Origin of the sequence: Tardiphaga sp. OK246, from assembly GCF_900188215.1 — a bacterium.
Lineage (GTDB): Bacteria > Pseudomonadota > Alphaproteobacteria > Rhizobiales > Xanthobacteraceae > Tardiphaga > Tardiphaga robiniae.
Genome location: NZ_FZOX01000001.1, coordinates 1,334,862 through 1,351,862 on the forward strand (window position 1 = coordinate 1,334,862; position 17,001 = coordinate 1,351,862).

General features: G+C 59.8%; 20 protein-coding genes. 14 read left to right on the top strand and 6 right to left on the bottom strand.

Going from position 1 to position 17,001, the window contains the following annotated elements; translation table 11 throughout:
- Positions 1-72 precede the first annotated feature (72 nt).
- Entirely contained in the window at positions 73-1,167 is a 1,095-nt protein-coding gene (locus CHC01_RS06470) for an HD-GYP domain-containing protein (RefSeq protein WP_089263417.1), read from the top strand.
- 12 nt (positions 1,168-1,179) lie between these two features.
- On the opposite strand, the gene CHC01_RS06475 is transcribed toward CHC01_RS06470, so the two are convergent.
- Together CHC01_RS06475 and CHC01_RS06480 are read right to left on the bottom strand one after the other, a co-directional pair.
- Entirely contained in the window at positions 1,180-2,775 is a 1,596-nt protein-coding gene (locus CHC01_RS06475; RefSeq protein WP_089263418.1) for an AMP-binding protein, read from the bottom strand.
- A 122-nt stretch (positions 2,776-2,897) separates the two neighbouring features.
- Positions 2,898-3,311 (bottom strand): VOC family protein, encoded by a 414-nt coding sequence (locus tag CHC01_RS06480; RefSeq protein ID WP_089263419.1) that lies wholly within the window; start codon positions 3,309-3,311, stop codon positions 2,898-2,900.
- A 154-nt stretch (positions 3,312-3,465) separates the two neighbouring features.
- Here CHC01_RS06480 and CHC01_RS06485 point away from each other — a divergent pair, with 154 nt between their 5' ends.
- The gene (locus CHC01_RS06485) at positions 3,466-4,455 is read left to right on the top strand and encodes a Bug family tripartite tricarboxylate transporter substrate binding protein (RefSeq protein WP_089263420.1); all 990 of its coding nucleotides are present in this window, start codon (positions 3,466-3,468) and stop codon (positions 4,453-4,455) included.
- Positions 4,456-4,613: 158 nt separating this feature from the next.
- Positions 4,614-4,871 (top strand): DUF3551 domain-containing protein, encoded by a 258-nt coding sequence (locus CHC01_RS06490; protein ID WP_089263421.1) that lies wholly within the window; start codon positions 4,614-4,616, stop codon positions 4,869-4,871.
- Between the two features lie 24 nt (positions 4,872-4,895).
- Here the strand turns inward: CHC01_RS06490 and CHC01_RS06495 are convergent, their stop codons facing one another.
- Positions 4,896-5,576 (bottom strand): spermidine synthase, encoded by a 681-nt coding sequence (locus CHC01_RS06495; RefSeq protein WP_068729912.1) that lies wholly within the window; start codon positions 5,574-5,576, stop codon positions 4,896-4,898.
- Positions 5,577-6,001: 425 nt separating this feature from the next.
- Here CHC01_RS06495 and CHC01_RS06500 point away from each other — a divergent pair, with 425 nt between their 5' ends.
- Positions 6,002-6,331, top strand: coding sequence for a GCG_CRPN prefix-to-repeats domain-containing protein (locus CHC01_RS06500; RefSeq protein ID WP_244558223.1), 330 nt, complete (start codon positions 6,002-6,004; stop codon positions 6,329-6,331).
- 160 nt (positions 6,332-6,491) lie between these two features.
- Entirely contained in the window at positions 6,492-8,018 is a 1,527-nt protein-coding gene (gene hutH, locus CHC01_RS06505; RefSeq protein WP_089263422.1) for a histidine ammonia-lyase, read from the top strand.
- A gap of 15 nt (positions 8,019-8,033) precedes the next feature.
- Here the strand turns inward: hutH and fliI are convergent, their stop codons facing one another.
- Genes fliI through CHC01_RS06520 form a run of 3 tightly spaced genes read right to left on the bottom strand, consistent with a single transcriptional unit; the run spans position 8,034 to position 10,948 of the window.
- The gene (gene fliI, locus CHC01_RS06510) at positions 8,034-9,365 is read right to left on the bottom strand and encodes a flagellar protein export ATPase FliI (RefSeq protein WP_089263423.1); all 1,332 of its coding nucleotides are present in this window, start codon (positions 9,363-9,365) and stop codon (positions 8,034-8,036) included.
- A gap of 28 nt (positions 9,366-9,393) precedes the next feature.
- A complete protein-coding gene (gene flgF / locus CHC01_RS06515; RefSeq protein WP_089263424.1) occupies positions 9,394-10,164 on the bottom strand; it encodes a flagellar basal-body rod protein FlgF in 771 nt (256 codons plus the stop codon).
- A gap of 1 nt (position 10,165) precedes the next feature.
- Entirely contained in the window at positions 10,166-10,948 is a 783-nt protein-coding gene (locus tag CHC01_RS06520) for a DUF1217 domain-containing protein (RefSeq protein WP_089263696.1), read from the bottom strand.
- A gap of 154 nt (positions 10,949-11,102) precedes the next feature.
- Here CHC01_RS06520 and motA point away from each other — a divergent pair, with 154 nt between their 5' ends.
- The 9 genes from motA to fliE all read left to right on the top strand — a co-directional run bounded on the left by motA (position 11,103) and on the right by fliE (position 17,001).
- Positions 11,103-12,008, top strand: coding sequence for a flagellar motor stator protein MotA (gene motA / locus CHC01_RS06525; protein WP_256461226.1), 906 nt, complete (start codon positions 11,103-11,105; stop codon positions 12,006-12,008).
- Positions 12,008-12,943 (top strand): FliM/FliN family flagellar motor switch protein, encoded by a 936-nt coding sequence (locus CHC01_RS06530; RefSeq protein ID WP_089263426.1) that lies wholly within the window; start codon positions 12,008-12,010, stop codon positions 12,941-12,943. The genes motA and CHC01_RS06530 overlap by 1 nt, the downstream gene beginning before the upstream one ends.
- Positions 12,924-13,208, top strand: a complete 285-nt coding sequence (locus CHC01_RS06535) for a hypothetical protein (protein WP_089263427.1) — start codon at positions 12,924-12,926, stop codon at positions 13,206-13,208. Before CHC01_RS06530 ends, CHC01_RS06535 begins: the two co-directional genes overlap by 20 nt.
- A gap of 33 nt (positions 13,209-13,241) precedes the next feature.
- On the top strand, positions 13,242-13,640 hold the full coding sequence (gene fliN / locus CHC01_RS06540; protein WP_089263428.1) for a flagellar motor switch protein FliN: 399 nt from the start codon (positions 13,242-13,244) through the stop codon (positions 13,638-13,640).
- Positions 13,641-13,652: 12 nt separating this feature from the next.
- Entirely contained in the window at positions 13,653-14,690 is a 1,038-nt protein-coding gene (locus tag CHC01_RS06545; protein ID WP_089263429.1) for a flagellar motor switch protein FliG, read from the top strand.
- Between the two features lie 12 nt (positions 14,691-14,702).
- On the top strand, positions 14,703-15,779 hold the full coding sequence (gene flhB, locus CHC01_RS06550) for a flagellar biosynthesis protein FlhB (protein ID WP_089263430.1): 1,077 nt from the start codon (positions 14,703-14,705) through the stop codon (positions 15,777-15,779).
- A 93-nt stretch (positions 15,780-15,872) separates the two neighbouring features.
- Positions 15,873-16,250 carry a flagellar basal body rod protein FlgB gene (flgB, locus tag CHC01_RS06555; protein WP_089263431.1) on the top strand — a complete coding sequence of 126 codons (378 nt, stop codon included), beginning with the start codon at positions 15,873-15,875 and terminating at the stop codon, positions 16,248-16,250.
- Positions 16,251-16,261: 11 nt separating this feature from the next.
- On the top strand, positions 16,262-16,678 hold the full coding sequence (gene flgC / locus CHC01_RS06560) for a flagellar basal body rod protein FlgC (RefSeq protein WP_089263697.1): 417 nt from the start codon (positions 16,262-16,264) through the stop codon (positions 16,676-16,678).
- Between the two features lie 2 nt (positions 16,679-16,680).
- Positions 16,681-17,001: a flagellar hook-basal body complex protein FliE gene (gene fliE, locus CHC01_RS06565; RefSeq protein WP_068729891.1), complete on the top strand. Its 321-nt coding sequence runs from the start codon at positions 16,681-16,683 to the stop codon at positions 16,999-17,001.

Consider the following 17,001-nt stretch of genomic DNA (forward strand, 5'->3'; position numbering starts at 1 on the left):
AGCTTCAAGAACCCTGTTCCAAGGTATGTATGTCCTGCTTGCGGCCCGTTCGCCGCAATAGATCGAGGGCATATGACCGCTTCAGTCAACCAATCGCCGGCGCGCCGCCGACTGCTTCTGGCATCGGACCGCAGCGATCACAGCAGCGAACTCGTCGATATCCTGCAGAAGGTCGGCGAAGTCGATGTTGTCCCAACGTCAGCCATTCCGGAGACACCGCCCAGCGAGCTGTCGGGTATCGTGGTCGATATCAATCTGCGTTCGGCAGAGGCCGTGCAGCGCGTGCGCAACAAGTTGCGCCACAAATCCTATGAAGCGATACCGCGCCTGTTCGTACTGGCCGACTCGCTGCATCACGGATCCATGCAGGCCTGGGCGCTCGGCGCCACCGATACGATCGCGCGGCCGTTCGATGCACGTGGCATCATGCAGCGTATCCGCGCCGCGTTTCCGAACCCGCATGACGAGGACTTCTCCGCCCGCGGCAAGGCGCTGAATCGCGGCGTCGAGGCGGCGCATGCGGTAATGGTCAAGATCTTCGAGAAGCTGCCCGCTGGCGTTCCGCTCACCTTCAACGACGTGATGCAAGCCGAGAACCAGATTCTGAAGGCCATCAAGCGCACATCGCTGCGCGAATGGTTGGCCGCCGTCGGCCGTCATCATAATCACAGCTATCGTCACTGCCTATTCGTGACGGGGTTCGCGGTGGCCTTTGCGCAGCATCTCGGCATGCGCGACGAAGATCAGCGCCGCCTCACGCGCGCGGCCCTCGTCCATGATGTGGGCAAGGCCTTCATCCCGGTCTCGATCCTGGACAAGCCGGGCAAGCTCACCGAGGACGAGACGCTCGAGATGCGCAAACATCCGCGTCTCGGCTTCGAAGCGCTGGTGGCGCAGGGCAGTTTTCCGCGCGAGATGCTCGACGTGGTGCTGCATCACCACGAATTCCTGGATGGCAGCGGCTACCCCGATGCGCTGGCCGGCGACCAGATCAGCGACATCGTTCGCCTGATGACCATCGTCGACATCCACGCGGCTCTGGTGGAGCGGCGTGCGTATCGCATGGCCTTCACGCATGCCAAGGCGTTCGAGATCATGGAGCAGATGGGCGACAAGATCGACCAGCAACTGCTACAGGTGTTCCGCCCGGTGGCGCTCGGCGCGTAAGCGCCGTTCGCCTCAGGCCAGCAGCTTGCGCAATTCCGCCTTGGCCACTTTTTCAAGCGTCGAACGCGGCATCTCGTCCACGAAGTGGATTTCGCGCGGCACCTTGAAATCCGCCAGCCCGCGCTTGCAAGCTGCCATGACACTCTCATGCAGCGCTGGTGGTGCCTGCGCGACGCCGGCATGCGGGATGATGAAAACCACCGGCACTTCATCCAGCATCGGATGTTTTTTGCCGACGACGGCGGCTTCGCGCACGCCGGGCACGGTGATGACGACCTGTTCGATCTCCGATGCGGCAACGTTCTCCCCGCCAACTTTCAGCATGTCCTTCGCACGGTCACCAAACTTGATATAGCCGCGCTCGAGTAGCGTGACGCGGTCGCCAGTGATGAAGAAGCCGTTGGTGTCGAAACTGTCTGAGGTCGCAGCTTCGTTGTGCAGATACTCCTTGAACAGCGACAGGCCGGGAATGCCCTTGATCGCGAGATTGCCAGTCTCGCCCACGGCGGTCGGCGTGCCGTCGTCATTGGTGACGCGGATGCCATATTCGGTTGCGGCGCGGCCGATGGCCATCGGCGTATTGGGCTGGTCGACCTCGCCAATAATGCCGTGGGTGATGGTCTCGGTCATGCCCCACCAGCCGATGATCTTGACGTTAAATTTCGCGAAGGCGGGCGGATCGCAGAACGAGGCTCCCCACAGACGGAAGTGATGATGCTTCGGCACGTCGTGCTCCAGCAGCGCCTTCATGCAGAACGGGATCGTCGACAGCCAGGTCGCGCGATGTTCGAGCGCCACGTTCCAGAACCGGCGCGCGGAAAAACGCGGCTGAAGCACGAGGGAGGCACCGACCCACAACGTCGCCAGCATCGAATAGGCCAGTGCATTGGTATGAAACAGCGGCAGATAAGTCATATGCGTATCAAACGCATGCAGGTCCTGATGCGCAGCATTCACCTTGCCGCCCCACAGCGCATTGGCATGGGTCCACAGCACCGCTTTGGGCCGCGATGTGGTGCCTGACGTATATTGGACGCTACAATGCGCCCACGGGTCGACCGGGCGGCGCGGACGATCGGCGCTGTCAGCGAACAGGGATTCGAACCGCTCAGCCTTGCCCACTGCATGGCCGTCGGCCGACGCGCCGGCGTTGTGCGACGTCACCGCGATCCAGCGCAGTTTGCGGCAATTGGCGGCGACGAGTTCGGCATAGGATGGCTGGGTGATGGCCGCGACCGCGCCGCAGTGATCCGCAAAATATTCGATCTCCGCAGCCGACGAACGGGTATTCGTGGTGACCGCGATGGCGCCGAGTTCGACACAGGCGAACCAGGCCAGCAACATCTCGACGCAATTGTCGAGATGGATCAGCACATAGTCGCCTTGGACGATGCCGCGTTGGGCAAGGCCTGCGGCAAGTGCGCCGACGCGATCGTAGAATTCGCCATAGGTCCATGGCCGCGCCGGTGCATCGAATGGCGACCAGATGATGAAAGGGTGATCGCGACGCGTCTCGGCGTGCATGCGCAGTAGCCACGGCACGTCCATGCCGTCGAACGGGCCGATCGAACCGGGAATCATGGCGGGATTCGTCGCGGGGTGGGGCATGCATCCTCCGTCGAAAGCCGCCGGAGCGACCGCTTACGCGGGTGCGGCTTTCTTATTCTTGTTTTTACGGAAGATGTTGTGCCATCAGCGGCGGCAGTGCGCAAACCGCAACGCGTGCAGGATCAGCCTATTTCGTAAGACGAAATTTCAATCAGGCTGCCATCGGGATCCCGGCAATAGACCGAGCGCAAGGTGCCGCGCGCGCCCTGTTTGGCCACCGGGCCTTCCTCGATAGCAACATCGCAAGCGCCGAGATGCGCGACCACGGCGTCGGGCGGTGATGCGGTGAGAAAACAGAGATCGTCGCTGCCGGCCATCTCATGATCCGCCGTGAACCACTCGACCTTATCGGCGCCGATCGGCCGCAGATTGATCTTTTGCACGCCAAAACTCACCGATGTGCGCGGCAACTTGCCCGGACCGGGATCGAACACCTTCACCTCCATGCCCAGGACGCGTTGATACCAGGTGGCTGAGCGCTGGACGTCAGTGACATTCAGGACGAGATGATCGAGGGCCGTGACGGTGAGGGACATGAAATGGTCCTTGGCGTTGCCTTGACGTTTCTTTGGGCTGGTGCCGCAGTAGTGTCGCACTGGCCGATAGTTGAATTGTTTGGTAGATACGGCCGTTGTCAATTCAACACACGCTGACCGCGCGCAAAGTTGCGGCAGCCGGAGGGAATAAAATATGACGTCACGTCGTGCCGCGATCGGTCTGATTGCGCTTGGCTTTTCTGCTTTTACTGCAACCGCTCTCGTTCCCGTCAGCTCGGCGCTGGCCGTGGATTATCCGACGCGGCCGGTTCGCTTTGTCGTCGGCTATCCTGCTGGCGGTGCAACCGATATTCTGGCTCGCCTGATCGGGCAGAAGCTATCCGAGCGAACCGGCCAGCAATTCGTCGTCGAGAACAAGCCGGGCGCCGGCAACAATATCGGCACCGAATCTGTCGTGAATGCAGAACCCGACGGCTACACCATCCTGTTGGTCAATCCGGCGAACTACATCAACGCGACGCTTTATGGGAAGCTGAGCTTCAATTTCGTGCGTGATATCGCGCCTGTCGCCGCCTTCCATCGCACTGCCAATGTGATGACCGTCAACAAGGACATCACGGCGAAGACCGTCGGGGAATTCATCGCCTATGTGAAGGCCAATCCGGGCAAGGTGAACATGGCGTCGTCGGGTAACGGCACCTCGGTGCATCTATCCGGTGAGATGTTCATGATGCTGTCGGGCGCCAAGATGCAGCATGTGCCCTATCGCGGTGCTGCGCCGGCGATCACCGACATGCTCGGCGGTCAGGTCCAGGTGATCTTCGACAACATGCCGTCAATCATCCAGCATATCCGCTCGGGCAGCCTTCGTGCGCTGGCGGTGACGACCACCGAGAAGTCGTCGCTGTTGCCCGATGTGCCGACCGTCGCGGAAACCGTGCCGGGTTATGAGGCCAGCGCTTTGTTCGGCATGGGTGCGCCGAAGAAGACGCCGCCGGAGATTATCGCCAAGCTCAACGCGGACGTTAATGCGGTGCTGGCGGATCCGGCCGTCAAGGCCAAGCTGATCGATCTCGGCGGCGAACCGCTGATCGGACCGCCAGAAGCGTTCGGTAAGATGATCGTCGCGGAGACCGAGAAGTGGGAGAAAGTGGTCAAAGCCGCGGGCCTTAAGGTCGAATGAACCCATGCGGCACTATGGTGTCTAACCCTTGTGATGACGCCAGCGTAAGCGCGTAATCACAAGACCGGGATGTATCGGAGCTTGCGGGAACGTTCATCCGCAGGCTCTGTTGCTTTCTGGAGATGTCACAGGACCGCTGCCGCGGAGGAGAAGACGTGATGCGCAATCTGATGCTTGCCGTGTTGGCTGTTGGTGGTGTTTCGGCCATGGCTTCCAGCCCTGCAGCTGCCGCCCCGACCTATCCCTATTGTATCCAGTCGCAGGCCTTCGGGACCGATTGCTCCTATCCGAGTTATGAAGCGTGCCAGGCCACTGCATCGGGTCGCGGCGTCGACTGCATCGTCAATCCGCGTCTGGCGTTCAGCCCGCAGCCTTATGCCGAACCTCGCCGCAGTCGGCGTTCGATTGCCTATTAAAACCCATCTTCACGGCGGCGACGGCTATATTTTTGGCTTCGTCGCCAGCCAGATGACATGACGGGCGCCACCGCGTGTGCCGGTGGCGCGGATCTTGATTTCCTCGGCGTTGAAGCCTGCCTTGCCGAGGAGTGCCGTGAATTTGTCATATGGAAATGACGACCAGACGGCCAGCACGCCGCCCGGACTGAGCGCGGCCTGGGCCGCGCGCAACCCTTTCAGGTCATAGAGCGCATCATTCGATTTTCGCGTCAGGCCTTCGGGCCCGTTATCGACGTCGAGCAGGATCGCATCATATTTGCCGCGTGCACCAGCGATGGCTTTAACGACATCGCCCTCGACAATCTCCACGCGCTCATCACTCAGGCTGTCGCCAGACAGCTCGGCCATTGGGCCACGCGCCCAGGCGACGATTGCGGGCACCAGTTCGACCACGGTGATCTTCGCCTTCGGGCCGAGCACCTTTAGCGCAGCGCGCAATGTAAAGCCCATGCCATAGCCGCCGATCAAAAGCCGCGGAGCTTTCATGTCCTTGAGGCGAAAGCAGGTGAGTGTCGCCAGCGCTTCCTCGGAGCCGAACAGCCGACTGCTCATTAACTCGTTCTGGCCGAGCTTGATGGTGAACTCTTGCCCGCGCTGCATCAGGCGCAGCGGCACGCCGCCGCCGGGGACTTCGGTCGTATCGATCAGTTTCCAGGGAAGCACGGGTGTCTTTCATCAAGCAATTGCGCGGCGGCCCGTGGTAGCGCGAGAACCGAGCTCCACGCAACTCAGCTATCATGCAAAGGCCTTGCGGCAATTGAAGTCGCTCGTGTCGCAGGACTTCGATCGCAGCGGGATCGGATGCAGGGTTCCGGTCTCTGGAATAGCTCCAACACGTCGCTGCATCTTCGTTTAAAGGGAACTACATTGATGCAGTACTTCGCGCGGCAGCTCCGTTCGCCGTTCTTAACGGGCGGATAACTAACCGAACGGGTTGTGCCGGTGCATTGATAGAACGGAATTGCCAACGGTATCTGGTGCCTCTAAGCAGAATGAAGACCAATGCATCTTCGGGTTGCGCATCGCGCGGCAAGGCGAAGACGCTTTCGTCGGGGCCGAGTGATCTTCAACTCATCGAGAGGAATAGAATGACCAAAATTCTGCACATGATGGCGGCATGTCTCGTCGCCATGTTCATCGTCTCGACGCAGGCAAGTGCTGCGCCGATGATGGGCCAGAGCATCGCTGTCAAAGCGCACGTGATCCCGGTTGCGGGTGGCTGCGGTCCGAACGGCTGGCGCGGTCCTTATGGTGGCTGCCGCTATACACCTTATTACGGCCCGCTCCCGGGCGGCTACTATCAGGAAGCTCCCGTAATGGGGAACGGGTGCCCTCCCGGTTACTGGCGCGGTCCGTGGGGCCACTGCCGCAACACGCCCTATCACGGCAATCTGCCGGGCGGCGGCTGGAAGCCATAAGGCAAACGTGACGCTGCGTCGCACGTCGCAGCGCACGATCTGACTGTCGATCAGCTGAAAGGCCAGCCGCAAGGCTGGCCTTTTTGTTGCGCGCAAACATTGAAGCGCAGCGTTGAATGTGTTGCCTTGGGCCATCTACGGATGGCCTGGAGACACTTTAATGACGATGCGTTTCACACCGGGTACGGTGACGCTGGCGGACTGGCGGTCGATCTATCGGGGGGCAGTACCGGTTCTCGATGAGAGCTGTATTCCCCACATCAATGCCAGTGTTGAGGCAGTTGCCCGGATCGTCGCCAAGGGCGAACCCGTCTATGGCATCAATACAGGCTTCGGAAAGCTTGCTCATGTCGGCATAGCAGCCGAAAGCATCACGGCCCTCCAGAAAAACATCGTGCTGTCACATTGCGTGGGCGTCGGCGACCCGGCGCCAGCGCCGGTGGTGCGGCTGATGATGTGTCTCAAGCTTGCGAGCCTGGCACAGGGTTTCTCCGGCGTCCGCATGGAGACGGTCCAGTTGCTCAGTGCCATGATTGCGCATGACATCACGCCCATCGTGCCCGCGCAGGGATCGGTCGGTGCTTCCGGCGATCTGGCCCCGCTCGCGCATATGGCGTCGGTCATGATCGGCGTCGGCGAGGCGCTGACGACGTCTGGGCGATTGCCGGCGACGGAGGCGCTCGCCAGTGCGGGTCTGCAGCCGATCGAGCTGCAGGCCAAGGAGGGACTGGCGCTGCTGAACGGCACACAGTTCTCGACAGCCTATGCACTTGCGGGATTGTTCGAATCTGAAATTCTGTTCAGGACCGCACTCGTCAGTGGTGCCTTGTCCACCGATGCGGCGCGTGGCTCGGATACGCCGTTCGATCCGCGCATCCATCAACTGCGCAAGCATGAAGGGCAGATCGTATCGGCCCAGGCATTGAAGGAACTTCTCGCCGGCAGCGCGATTCGCGAGTCGCACCGCACTGGCGACGTCCGCGTTCAGGATCCTTATTGCCTCCGCTGTCAGCCGCAGGTGATGGGCGCTGCGCTGGACGTTTTGCGACAGGTGGCCACCACACTTCTCACCGAAGCGAATGGCGTTTCGGACAATCCTCTGGTCTTTGCCGAGGACGATATCGCGATCTCCGGTGGCAATTTCCATGCAGCGCCGGTTGCCTTTGCGGCGGATATGATGGCGCTTGCGATCTGTGAGATCGGATCGATCTCAGAGCGCCGGATCGCCATGCTGGTGGATCCGGTGTTATCCGGTGTGCCCGCGTTCCTGACGCCGAAGCCGGGGCTTAATTCCGGTTTCATGATCGCGCAAGTGACGGCCGCGGCGCTGGTATCTGAGAACAAGCAGCGGGCCTATCCGGCCAGCGTCGATTCGATTCCGACATCGGCCAATCAGGAAGATCATGTTTCGATGGCGGCGCATGCGGCACGGCGGCTGTTGCCGATGATCGAGAATGCGATGGCCGTCATTGCCATCGAGCTGCTGGCGGGCGCGCAAGGCTGTGATTTCCATGCGCCGCTCAAGTCCAGCGATCGTCTGGAAAACGTTCGAGCACGGATCCGGGCAGACGTCGCCCATCTCGACGAGGATCGATATTTTCACGACGACATTCAGAAGTCGCTGCGCCTTGTGCGATCCGGTGCGATCGTCGCGGCAGCGAATCTCGATACGATCCCGGGTGTCTAGAACGCGGGAGCGCAGTTACCCGATTGCGGTCTTGATCACGCTGAGCAATTCCTGGAACGGCTCGGCGCAGGACGGGTCGGTCGGGTGCTGTTGCAGCACGTCGTAGATCTTGGGCACGAGCTGGACGGCCTGATCGAGTTCACTGTCGCGGCCGGGCTGATAGCCGCCCATCAGGCGAAGGTCGCGGGTGTCCTCAAAGCGGGCGATCATGGCGCGCAGCTTACGCACCAGATTAGCTTCCTCCGGCGACCACACATGCTGGCCGAGGCGCGAGACCGATGACAGCACATTGACGGCCGGATAGCGGCCCTGATCGGCAACGTCACGATCCAGCATGATGTGTCCGTCCAGCGTACCGCGCACTGTATCCGCTACGGGCTCGTTGTGATCGTCGCCATCGACCAGCACGGCAAAGACGCCGGTAATGGAACCCTGGCCTTCGAGGCCCGGTCCTGAACGCTCCAGCAGTCGCGGAAGTTCGCTGAAGACACTCGGCGCATAGCCGCGTGCGATCGCCGGCTCGCCGGTAGCGAGCGCGACTTCACGGGATGCGTGGGCGAAGCGCGTTACCGAATCGACGATCAACAGCACCGATTCACCGCGATCGCGGAAATATTCGGCGATGGTCATCGCTGTCTTCGGCGCCAGTCGACGCATCATCGGGCTTTCGTCGCTCGTCGAGACGACTGTGATCGCGCGGGTCTTGTGATGGACCAGCGATTCTTCGAGAAATTCACGTACTTCTCGTCCACGCTCGCCGACCAGTGCAGTGACTACCGTGTCGAAGCCGGCGCTGCGTGCCAGCATCGAAAGAAGGGTGGTCTTGCCGACGCCGGAACCGGCGAAAATGCCGATGCGCTGGCCGATACAGAGCGGTGTGAAGAGATCCACGACGCGGACGCCGGTACGGAGCGGCTTGCTCACGCGGGAGCGGCTCATCGCCGGTGGGGGATTGGCATCCGTTTGCATCTCGCGCTCGCCGACCGGCATGTCGCCGGCGCCATCCAGTGGCTCACCAAGGGCATTGATGACGCGACCTTTCCAGGCCGGATGTGGAGACAGCGTCTTGGGAGGCATTCGGAAGGCGGGAACGCCGAGGCCGGCAGCAAAGTGGGAATCGAACGGTTTGGCCGTTACGCCGTCAGTATCGATCCGCACGACCTCACCGAGATGAACCTGCTTGTCGATTTCCAGTCCGATCAATTCACCGAGCCTGACATAGCGCGACAGGCCGGAGACGCGAAAATGCGTCGGCGTCACCTCGGACACCATGCCACCGACACGAACCGTGGGCACGTCCCGGCGCAAGGTTGCGATGGTCGATTCGAGTTTTTCAAGCGCGTTCATCGAGCTCTCCCGCCGGTCACATCAGGCATCAGGCTTTTGGATCGCCCAGCGTGCGAATGGCGTTCTGCATGGTACTTTCGGAATTGTCGATCAATGAGCTGACGCTCTGGAAGGTGCGCTGTGCGGTCATCATCTGTGTGAGTTCTGTCAGAGGATCGACATTTGATCCTTCGACGTAGCCCTGCTGAAAGCCGACCGTGACGAAATCGAGCGCGGTGGTCGCCGGCTTGCTCGGAATCACGCCCGACGTTCCGAATCGTTCCAGCTTTGCGTCCGGGGCGATATCGAACAGGCCGAGCTGACCGACCTGGATGCGACCCTGCGAAATGGTGCCATCGCGCACAATCGTTAGCGGGCCAGCATCGGGATCGACGATGATCGGCGTGCCGCCAGAATCGAGGATTGGATAGCCGGTGAGGGTCTGAAGCTGCCCGTTGATGTCGATCTGCATGCGGCCATCGCGCGTATAGACGGTGCCGTTCGGCCCAGCAAACGCCATCCACGTCGTGTGGCCGGGATCGGGGCCGCCGGGGTACGCGGCCATGCTATTTCCGGTGATCGCCACGTCCAGGGTATTGCCAGTCTGGGTAATAGCGCCTTCCTTGCGCGAGATAAAGTTTTCGCCGGGCGAGGAGAACGCGACCGCCTGCGTTGCTGCGCGCGACATTGCAGTCTCGAACTTCACCGCGTCGGCACGGAACGCGGCGGTTTTCATATTGGCCATGTTGTTGGCAATGGTTTCGAGTCGCTTCTCAAGCGAGACCTGGGCCGAGAGGCTGACATAGAGCGCTGATTGCATTTTATCGTCCGATTTTCAGGTTCTGCAGGGTGGTCAGCACGTCCGTGCTGAGGCCCATTTCGAGCGGCTGCGTGATAAGGGTGCTTGAAGCCGATTGGGCGGTGGACGTTCCGTTCTCCATCTCCCACATCACCGAAAAACGCTGCAGGAACGACTGCAGCTTTTCGGGGGTCTGGAAATCCGCGATGCCGACTTTCGCGCTGAGCATATTCGCCTGTTTGTCGACATCCGCCATCGAGGTCATCGGTGAGATGCCAAGCGCGATCTGGGCGACCTTGATCAACGCCGGATCAGCGAGAATCTGATAGATGCTGGTGATCTTGGGCGCCTTGCGCTCGAAATAGAGTGCCAGACGAACGCCTTCATTTTGCGATCCGGCGTCTTCCTCGAGTTGCTGCCGAACGTATTTCTCGACGGTGCCGACCTGCGCGGCGGTCGTGCTCGTCGCCTGGTCACCCAGCTTGGCGAAGTCGAATGCGGTGGCGAATTCGCGGTAGCGGGCGTCGGAAAGCTTGTTGGCGAATGTGGTCGAGCTGGCAACACCTTCCGTAAGAACCTTGCGCATGAACGCCTTGGCATAGGTCATGTCGCTCAACCCGTACGCCTTCATGGCATAGCTGAACAACCGATAGTCGCCGATGAATTCGTCGATCGTATTCACATCGCGGATGTGTGACAGGTAGTATTCTGTGTCCTTCGACACGTCCGGCTTCTCCATCGTCTGCTGCAACGATTTGACGATATTCTTGGAGATCAGCTGGTAGCTTGCGATTGTCGAGACCATCGGCAGTGGGTTCCCAGTCTGCGGGCGCATGCGGCGAGACTGGCCTCAAACTCCCCGCACAAGCTTGCGCGGGGCTGGCCGGCGCAGGCCGATGTCAGCCTCGTGCAAGCATCGTTGCCTAAGTGAATCGTATCCTCAATTTGGAGCGGTGCGCTTGAGCATTCTCTTTGGCGTCATTATCACACTCGCCAGTCTGATCGGCGGCTTCACCGCGATGGGCGGGCATCTCAGCGTGATATGGCAGCCCTGGGAGTTCGTCATCATCATGGGGATGTCGCTGGGCACCTATGTCATTGCGAATCCCTGGAAAACCGTGGTCGACACCGGCCGCGCCACCGTGCAGGCGTTGACGGTCGCAGTGCCGAAGCAACGCCATTACCTCGATCTGCTCGGGCTTCTGCATTCTCTGATGCGCGAGGTACGAAACAAGGGTCGCAACGAGGTGGAAGCTCATATCGACGATCCATCATCGTCAGAAATATTCACTGCCTTCCCGACCGTTCTCGCCAATGAGCCGCTTCTGCACTTCATCTGCGACTACTTCCGCCTGATCATCATGGGCAGCGCGCGGCCGCATGAGATCGAAGCGCTGATGGACGAGGAAATCGAAACCATCATTCGCAGCAAGATGAAACCATATGGCTCGCTGATGATGGTGGCCGAAGGACTGCCGGCGCTCGGTATCGTCGCCGCGGTACTCGGCGTCATCAAGGCGATGGGCGCTCTCGACCAATCCCCGAAATTGCTCGGCGGCTTCATCGGCGCAGCTCTGGTCGGCACATTTGCCGGCATCTTCTTGTCCTACGGTCTTGTCGCGCCGCTGGCCCACAAGATCAAGCTGGTGCGCGAGCAGCGCGCGCGGATGTATGTAATCGTCAAGCAGTCACTGCTCGCCTTCATGAACGGGGCCCTGCCGCAGATCGCGATCGAACACGGCCGCAAGATGATCGGCCCCGGTGAACGCCCGTCGATTGATGTCGTCGAAAGCGAAACCATCTCCGGCGGTCCCGCGAAGGCGGCACCTGCTGAATCCTCGGCGAAAGCGGGAGCGCGGGCCTGATGTCAGAAGTAAAGTCAGGCCGCGTAGATCAAGGATCAGATCAACTTTTAGGGGCTGCCGGAATTTCCGTCGAACGCATGCCGATGCTGCATGTGATTTTCGACCAGATGACGAATCTTTGTGCCGAAAGCCTGCGATCCATGTCGCCCTCGCAGTCGTATTTCTCGCTAAGCAGCGTGGGCAGCGATCGCCTCTCCGATATCCTCGATCGCTATGAGGGCGAAGCCATTGCCGCGGTGTTCTATGCGCAAGCATGGGATGCGCGCATCCTGATTGGTTTCGATCGCGATTTCGTCTACACCATGATCGAGCTCCTGTTCGGCGCCGATGGTGCGGAGCCGCCGCTGGATATGCCGCGGGTATTCTCGAATGTGGAGTTGCATGTCGCGCAATCGCTGTTCGAGCGCTTTGGCAAGGCGTTGCAGGCGTCATTCGACCGCGCTTCCGACGTGACGTTCAACCTGGAACGTGTCGAGACGCGCATGGACTATCTTGCGATCGGCCGCCTCAACAACATGGCCGTGTGTGCGAAGATCCTGCTGCAGGGTCTCGATCGCGGCGGCGAGATGTTCATCGTCATTCCGCACGCAGCGCTTAATCCGATCCGGCAGTCGCTGTCGCAGATCGTATCCGGTGAGTCGGCATCCACCGATCCGAACTGGAGCCGTCAGTTGCACAGCGAGATCAAGCGGACCGAAGTGGTGCTGAAGGCGGTTCTCGAAGAGCGACAGTTTACTCTCGGCGAGGTCGCGAAATTTCACGTCGGCCAGGTGCTCAAGCTCAACGCCACGCCGGACACAATGGTTCGCCTCGAATGCAATGATCAACGCTTGTTCTGGTGCCAGCTCGGCCAGATGAATGGCGTCTATTCACTGCAGGTCAAGGAATCGGCCGACCAAAAACGGGAATTTATCGATGGTATCCTCGCTCGTTGACATCATCCTTTTTGCGGCTCTGCTCTTCACGAGCATCCGCGTTACCAAGATGCATCGTGAACTCGTGAAGTTGCGCGCACATCAGGGGGAGTTCACTGCGGTGGTCGGCAAGACCAACGAGACGGTGGACGACATGGTAGTGATGGTACGCGAATTCAGTTCGGACGGACGGCAAATGGTTCAGGCGCTTGGCGACAAAATAGATGAGGCGCGCAAGGCCATCGCGGAAATCGATACGCGCACTGCGGCACAAAATCCGGCTTAGGCCACGATCTGAGTTTTCAAGAAGGCAGGGGATATGAAGCAACCATTCGATATCGATCCGGTAAGCGCAGCGACCGCTACAGGCGCCGACCCGCTCAAGGCTGACGGCGCGTCGTTCGGAAAACTGGCAGATCTTGCAGCTCGCGCTGCCGAGGAAACCAGCCGGCTGACAAATCTTGAACCTATCCTGCGCATCCCGGTCACGGTGCAGGTGCTGCTCGGCTCAGCGACCATGCCGGTCGCGGATCTGATGAAGCTTGGCCGCGGCGCGGTGATCCCGCTTGATCACCGTGTGGGCGAACCTGTCGAGGTCGTCGTCAACGGACGCATCGTCGCGCGCGGCGCGGTCGTTGTCGTGGAAGATGAAAATTCGCGTTTCGGTGTATCGCTGACGGAAATCGTCGGAGGAGCGGCCGGGGATCCGGACGCTTAAAGAGATTTTCCCATGGCATTCAATGCACCTGCTAAGCGCGCCGGCACCAGCATCAAACCGCTGGGTGGCACCGAGAAGGCGGCGGCTCTTTTGCTGGCAATGGGGCGTGAGCTCTCGGGCGGCCTGCTTCGGGAGTTCGATCCCGAAGAGATCAAACTGGTCACGCGGGCTGCGGCTGAGCTCAAGCCCATCTCAGGGCCTGAGCTCGAAGCGATCATCGAGGAATTCGCTCAGAATTTCTCGGAAGGTCCGAATATCTTTGGCACTGTCGGCGAGCTGGAGAAGCTGCTGAATGGCGTGCTGCCGCCGGACCAGATCACTGACATCATTTCCGAAGTTCTGGGCAACAAGACCAAGTCAGTTTGGGAGCGCATCTCTCTCGTCTCGGAAAGCCTGCTTGCCAACTATCTTCTCAAGGAGCATCCGCAAACCGCTGCACTCATTCTCTCGCGGGTGAAGCCGGCATGTGCTGCCCGCGTGATGAGTCATCTTCCGCCGGATATCCGGCACGACCTGATGCGGCGCATGCTCAGCCTCAAGCCTGTTGTCGAGGATGCCATGGGCATTATCGAGAAAACGATGCACGAAGACTTCATGATCAATTTCGCTCGAAACCTGGCGTCCGACACCTATCCGCGCATGGCTGACATCATCAACAAGATGGAGCGGACGCAGATGGAGGAATCGCTGAAGAACCTCACCGAATCGCGACCGAAGTCCGCCGAAATTCTGAAGGGCATGCTGTTTACCTTCGACGATATCGTCAACCTCACGGCCAAGGCACGCATGCTGATCTTCGATCAGGTGCCGACCGATCGCGTGGTGATGGCGCTCAAGGGATCGGATACAACATTCCGCGAGCTCATTCTGTCGTCGCTCGCCTCGCGCACCCGCCGTCTGGTGGACCACGAACTGGCAAACGGTATTCCTGCGAATCAGCGTGAGATCCTGGACGCGCGGCGCGCCATTACCGACCTTGCGCTCGATATGGCCGGACGCGGCGAAATCGAACTCAATCCCGATCAAGAAGATCAGCCGGTATTCACCTAAAGATAGAGCATTGTGTCTGACGAACCCGATAAGGACAGTAAAACCGAAGAGGCGACAGAGAAGAAGGTTCGTGATTCCGTCGAGAAGGGCCAAATCCCGGTCTCGCGCGAAGCGCCGATTTTCGCCTCGATGCTCGCGCTATTAATTATTCAAAGCTTTCTGACCACCGACAACGTGAGAAAGCTGACATTCACTTTAGCCCGATTGATCGACGATCCGTCGGGCATCCGCATCCGTAATGGAACGGATGCTATCGAGTTGCTCTCGGCGGTCGGTATGAGTGCGGCGGGACTGGTTATTCCGATTGTTATCGTCCTGATGCTGGCCGGGCTGGCGTCATCTTTCCTGCAGAACGCACCGCGAATTGTGTTCGATCGCATCCAGCCGGAAGCCTCGCGCATCTCAATAGCGAAAGGTTGGGGCAGAATCTTCGGTGCGCAGGGACGTGTGGAATTCGGAAAGTCGGTTTTCAAGTTCGTCGCTATCAGTCTGGTCGTGATGATCGTCCTGCGGGCTGAGGAGGCCGTGGCCGTGAATGCATTGTTTAGCGATCCGGCGGCCGTTCCGGAATTGGTGCTGACTACCGCAATGCGGCTTGTCTCCGCCATCAGCATTGCGACCATTGTCCTGGTGTCGCTCGATCTCGTCTGGGCACGCTTCCATTGGCGCCGCGAACTGCGCATGACGAAGCAGGAGATCAAGGACGAGTTCAAGCAGGCCGAAGGCGATCCGATCGTCAAATCGCGGTTGCGTTCGTTGGCACGCGATCGCGCTCGCAAGTCGATGCTGGCGGCCGTTCCGCGCGCCACGCTGGTGATCGCGAATCCCACGCATTACGCGATTGCGCTGAAGTACAAGCAGGGCGAAGACGCTGCGCCGACGGTGCTTGCAAAGGGGCAGGACCTGATCGCGCTGAAGATCAGGGAAATAGCCGAGAAGAATGGTGTTCCGGTGGTGGAAGACAAGATGCTGGCGCGCTCGATGTACGATGTCGCATACATCGACAAGATGATTCCGTCGGAGTTCTTCCGCCCTGTCGCAGAAATCATCTACTTCCTGCATTCGCGAAAGCAGAAGACGAATGCGTAAGCGTTCCGCGCATGTCGTGATGCGCATCTCCAGCCTCGGACAAGTTTCCATTTGTAAACCATGATGAAGGAATCATGTTTGCCTGGGGGATAAGTGGGACCCGTCTATCTCTTCGATGTTGCCTCATCGCATGAGCGATGGCTGTCGCTGCGGCAGTCCGCAATCTCGGCGAATGTCGCCAATGCGAACACGCCGGGCTATCGCGCGCAGGACATTGAACCGTTCAACAAGATTCTCGATTCGAAAGTCGTGCCTGTGACGGTGACGTCGCCGGCGCACATCACGACCGGCTCTTCGGTTGAGGCCCAGGGCATGCGCAAGGAAAAGAGCTGGGAGACCGTTCACTCCGGCAACTCTGTCAGCCTTGAACAGGAAATGCTGAAGGCTGGCGATATCAATCGCGATTATTCGCTGAATACGGCGATCGTCAAATCGTTTCATCGCATGTTCATGACAAGCATGAAGACCTGAGGGAAATGACGATGATTGATCCGTTGCAAGCATCTGTTCAGATCGCAAGTTCCGGCCTCGAAGCGCAGTCGACCCGCTTGCGTGTCGTGTCGGAGAACCTTGCTAACGCCAATTCAACCGGGCGCACGCCAGGCTCGGATCCGTATCGCCGCAAGACCACGACCTTCACAGCCGAGATGGACCGTGCCGCTGGTGTGCGCATGGTCAAGGTGAAGGATGTCGGAACCGATCAGGCGCCGTTCCGCGTGGACTATGAGCCAGGCCACCCGGCTGCCGATCCAACCGGTTACGTGAAGCTGCCCAATGTGAACTCGTTGATTGAAATGGGCGACATGCGGGAAACCAACCGGTCCTTCGAGGCCAACCTACAGGTCATCAAACAAGTGAGATCCATGGTGTCGATGACCATCGATCTCTTGAGGAGCTAACCATGCTTGAAGCGGTATCCTCAGTCATCAGCAGTGCTGGTGAGCTCGCCAAAACCAGCGAAGTCATCAATTCCGCGACACCCGCGGTGCAACCCGGTGCGGCCACCGTCGGTTTCAACAACGTCCTCGAACAGGTCGCAGCCGATGCCATCGGTTCGATCAAGGCCGGCGAAGCCGCGTCAATCCAGTCCATCCACGGCAAGCTCTCGGCACAGAAGGTGGTTGAGGCGGTCATGTCTGCCGAACGGTCATTGCAGATGGCTGTCGCCGTCCGCGACAAGGTCGTTCAGGCGTATCAAGAAGTCAGCCGAATGGCGATTTGA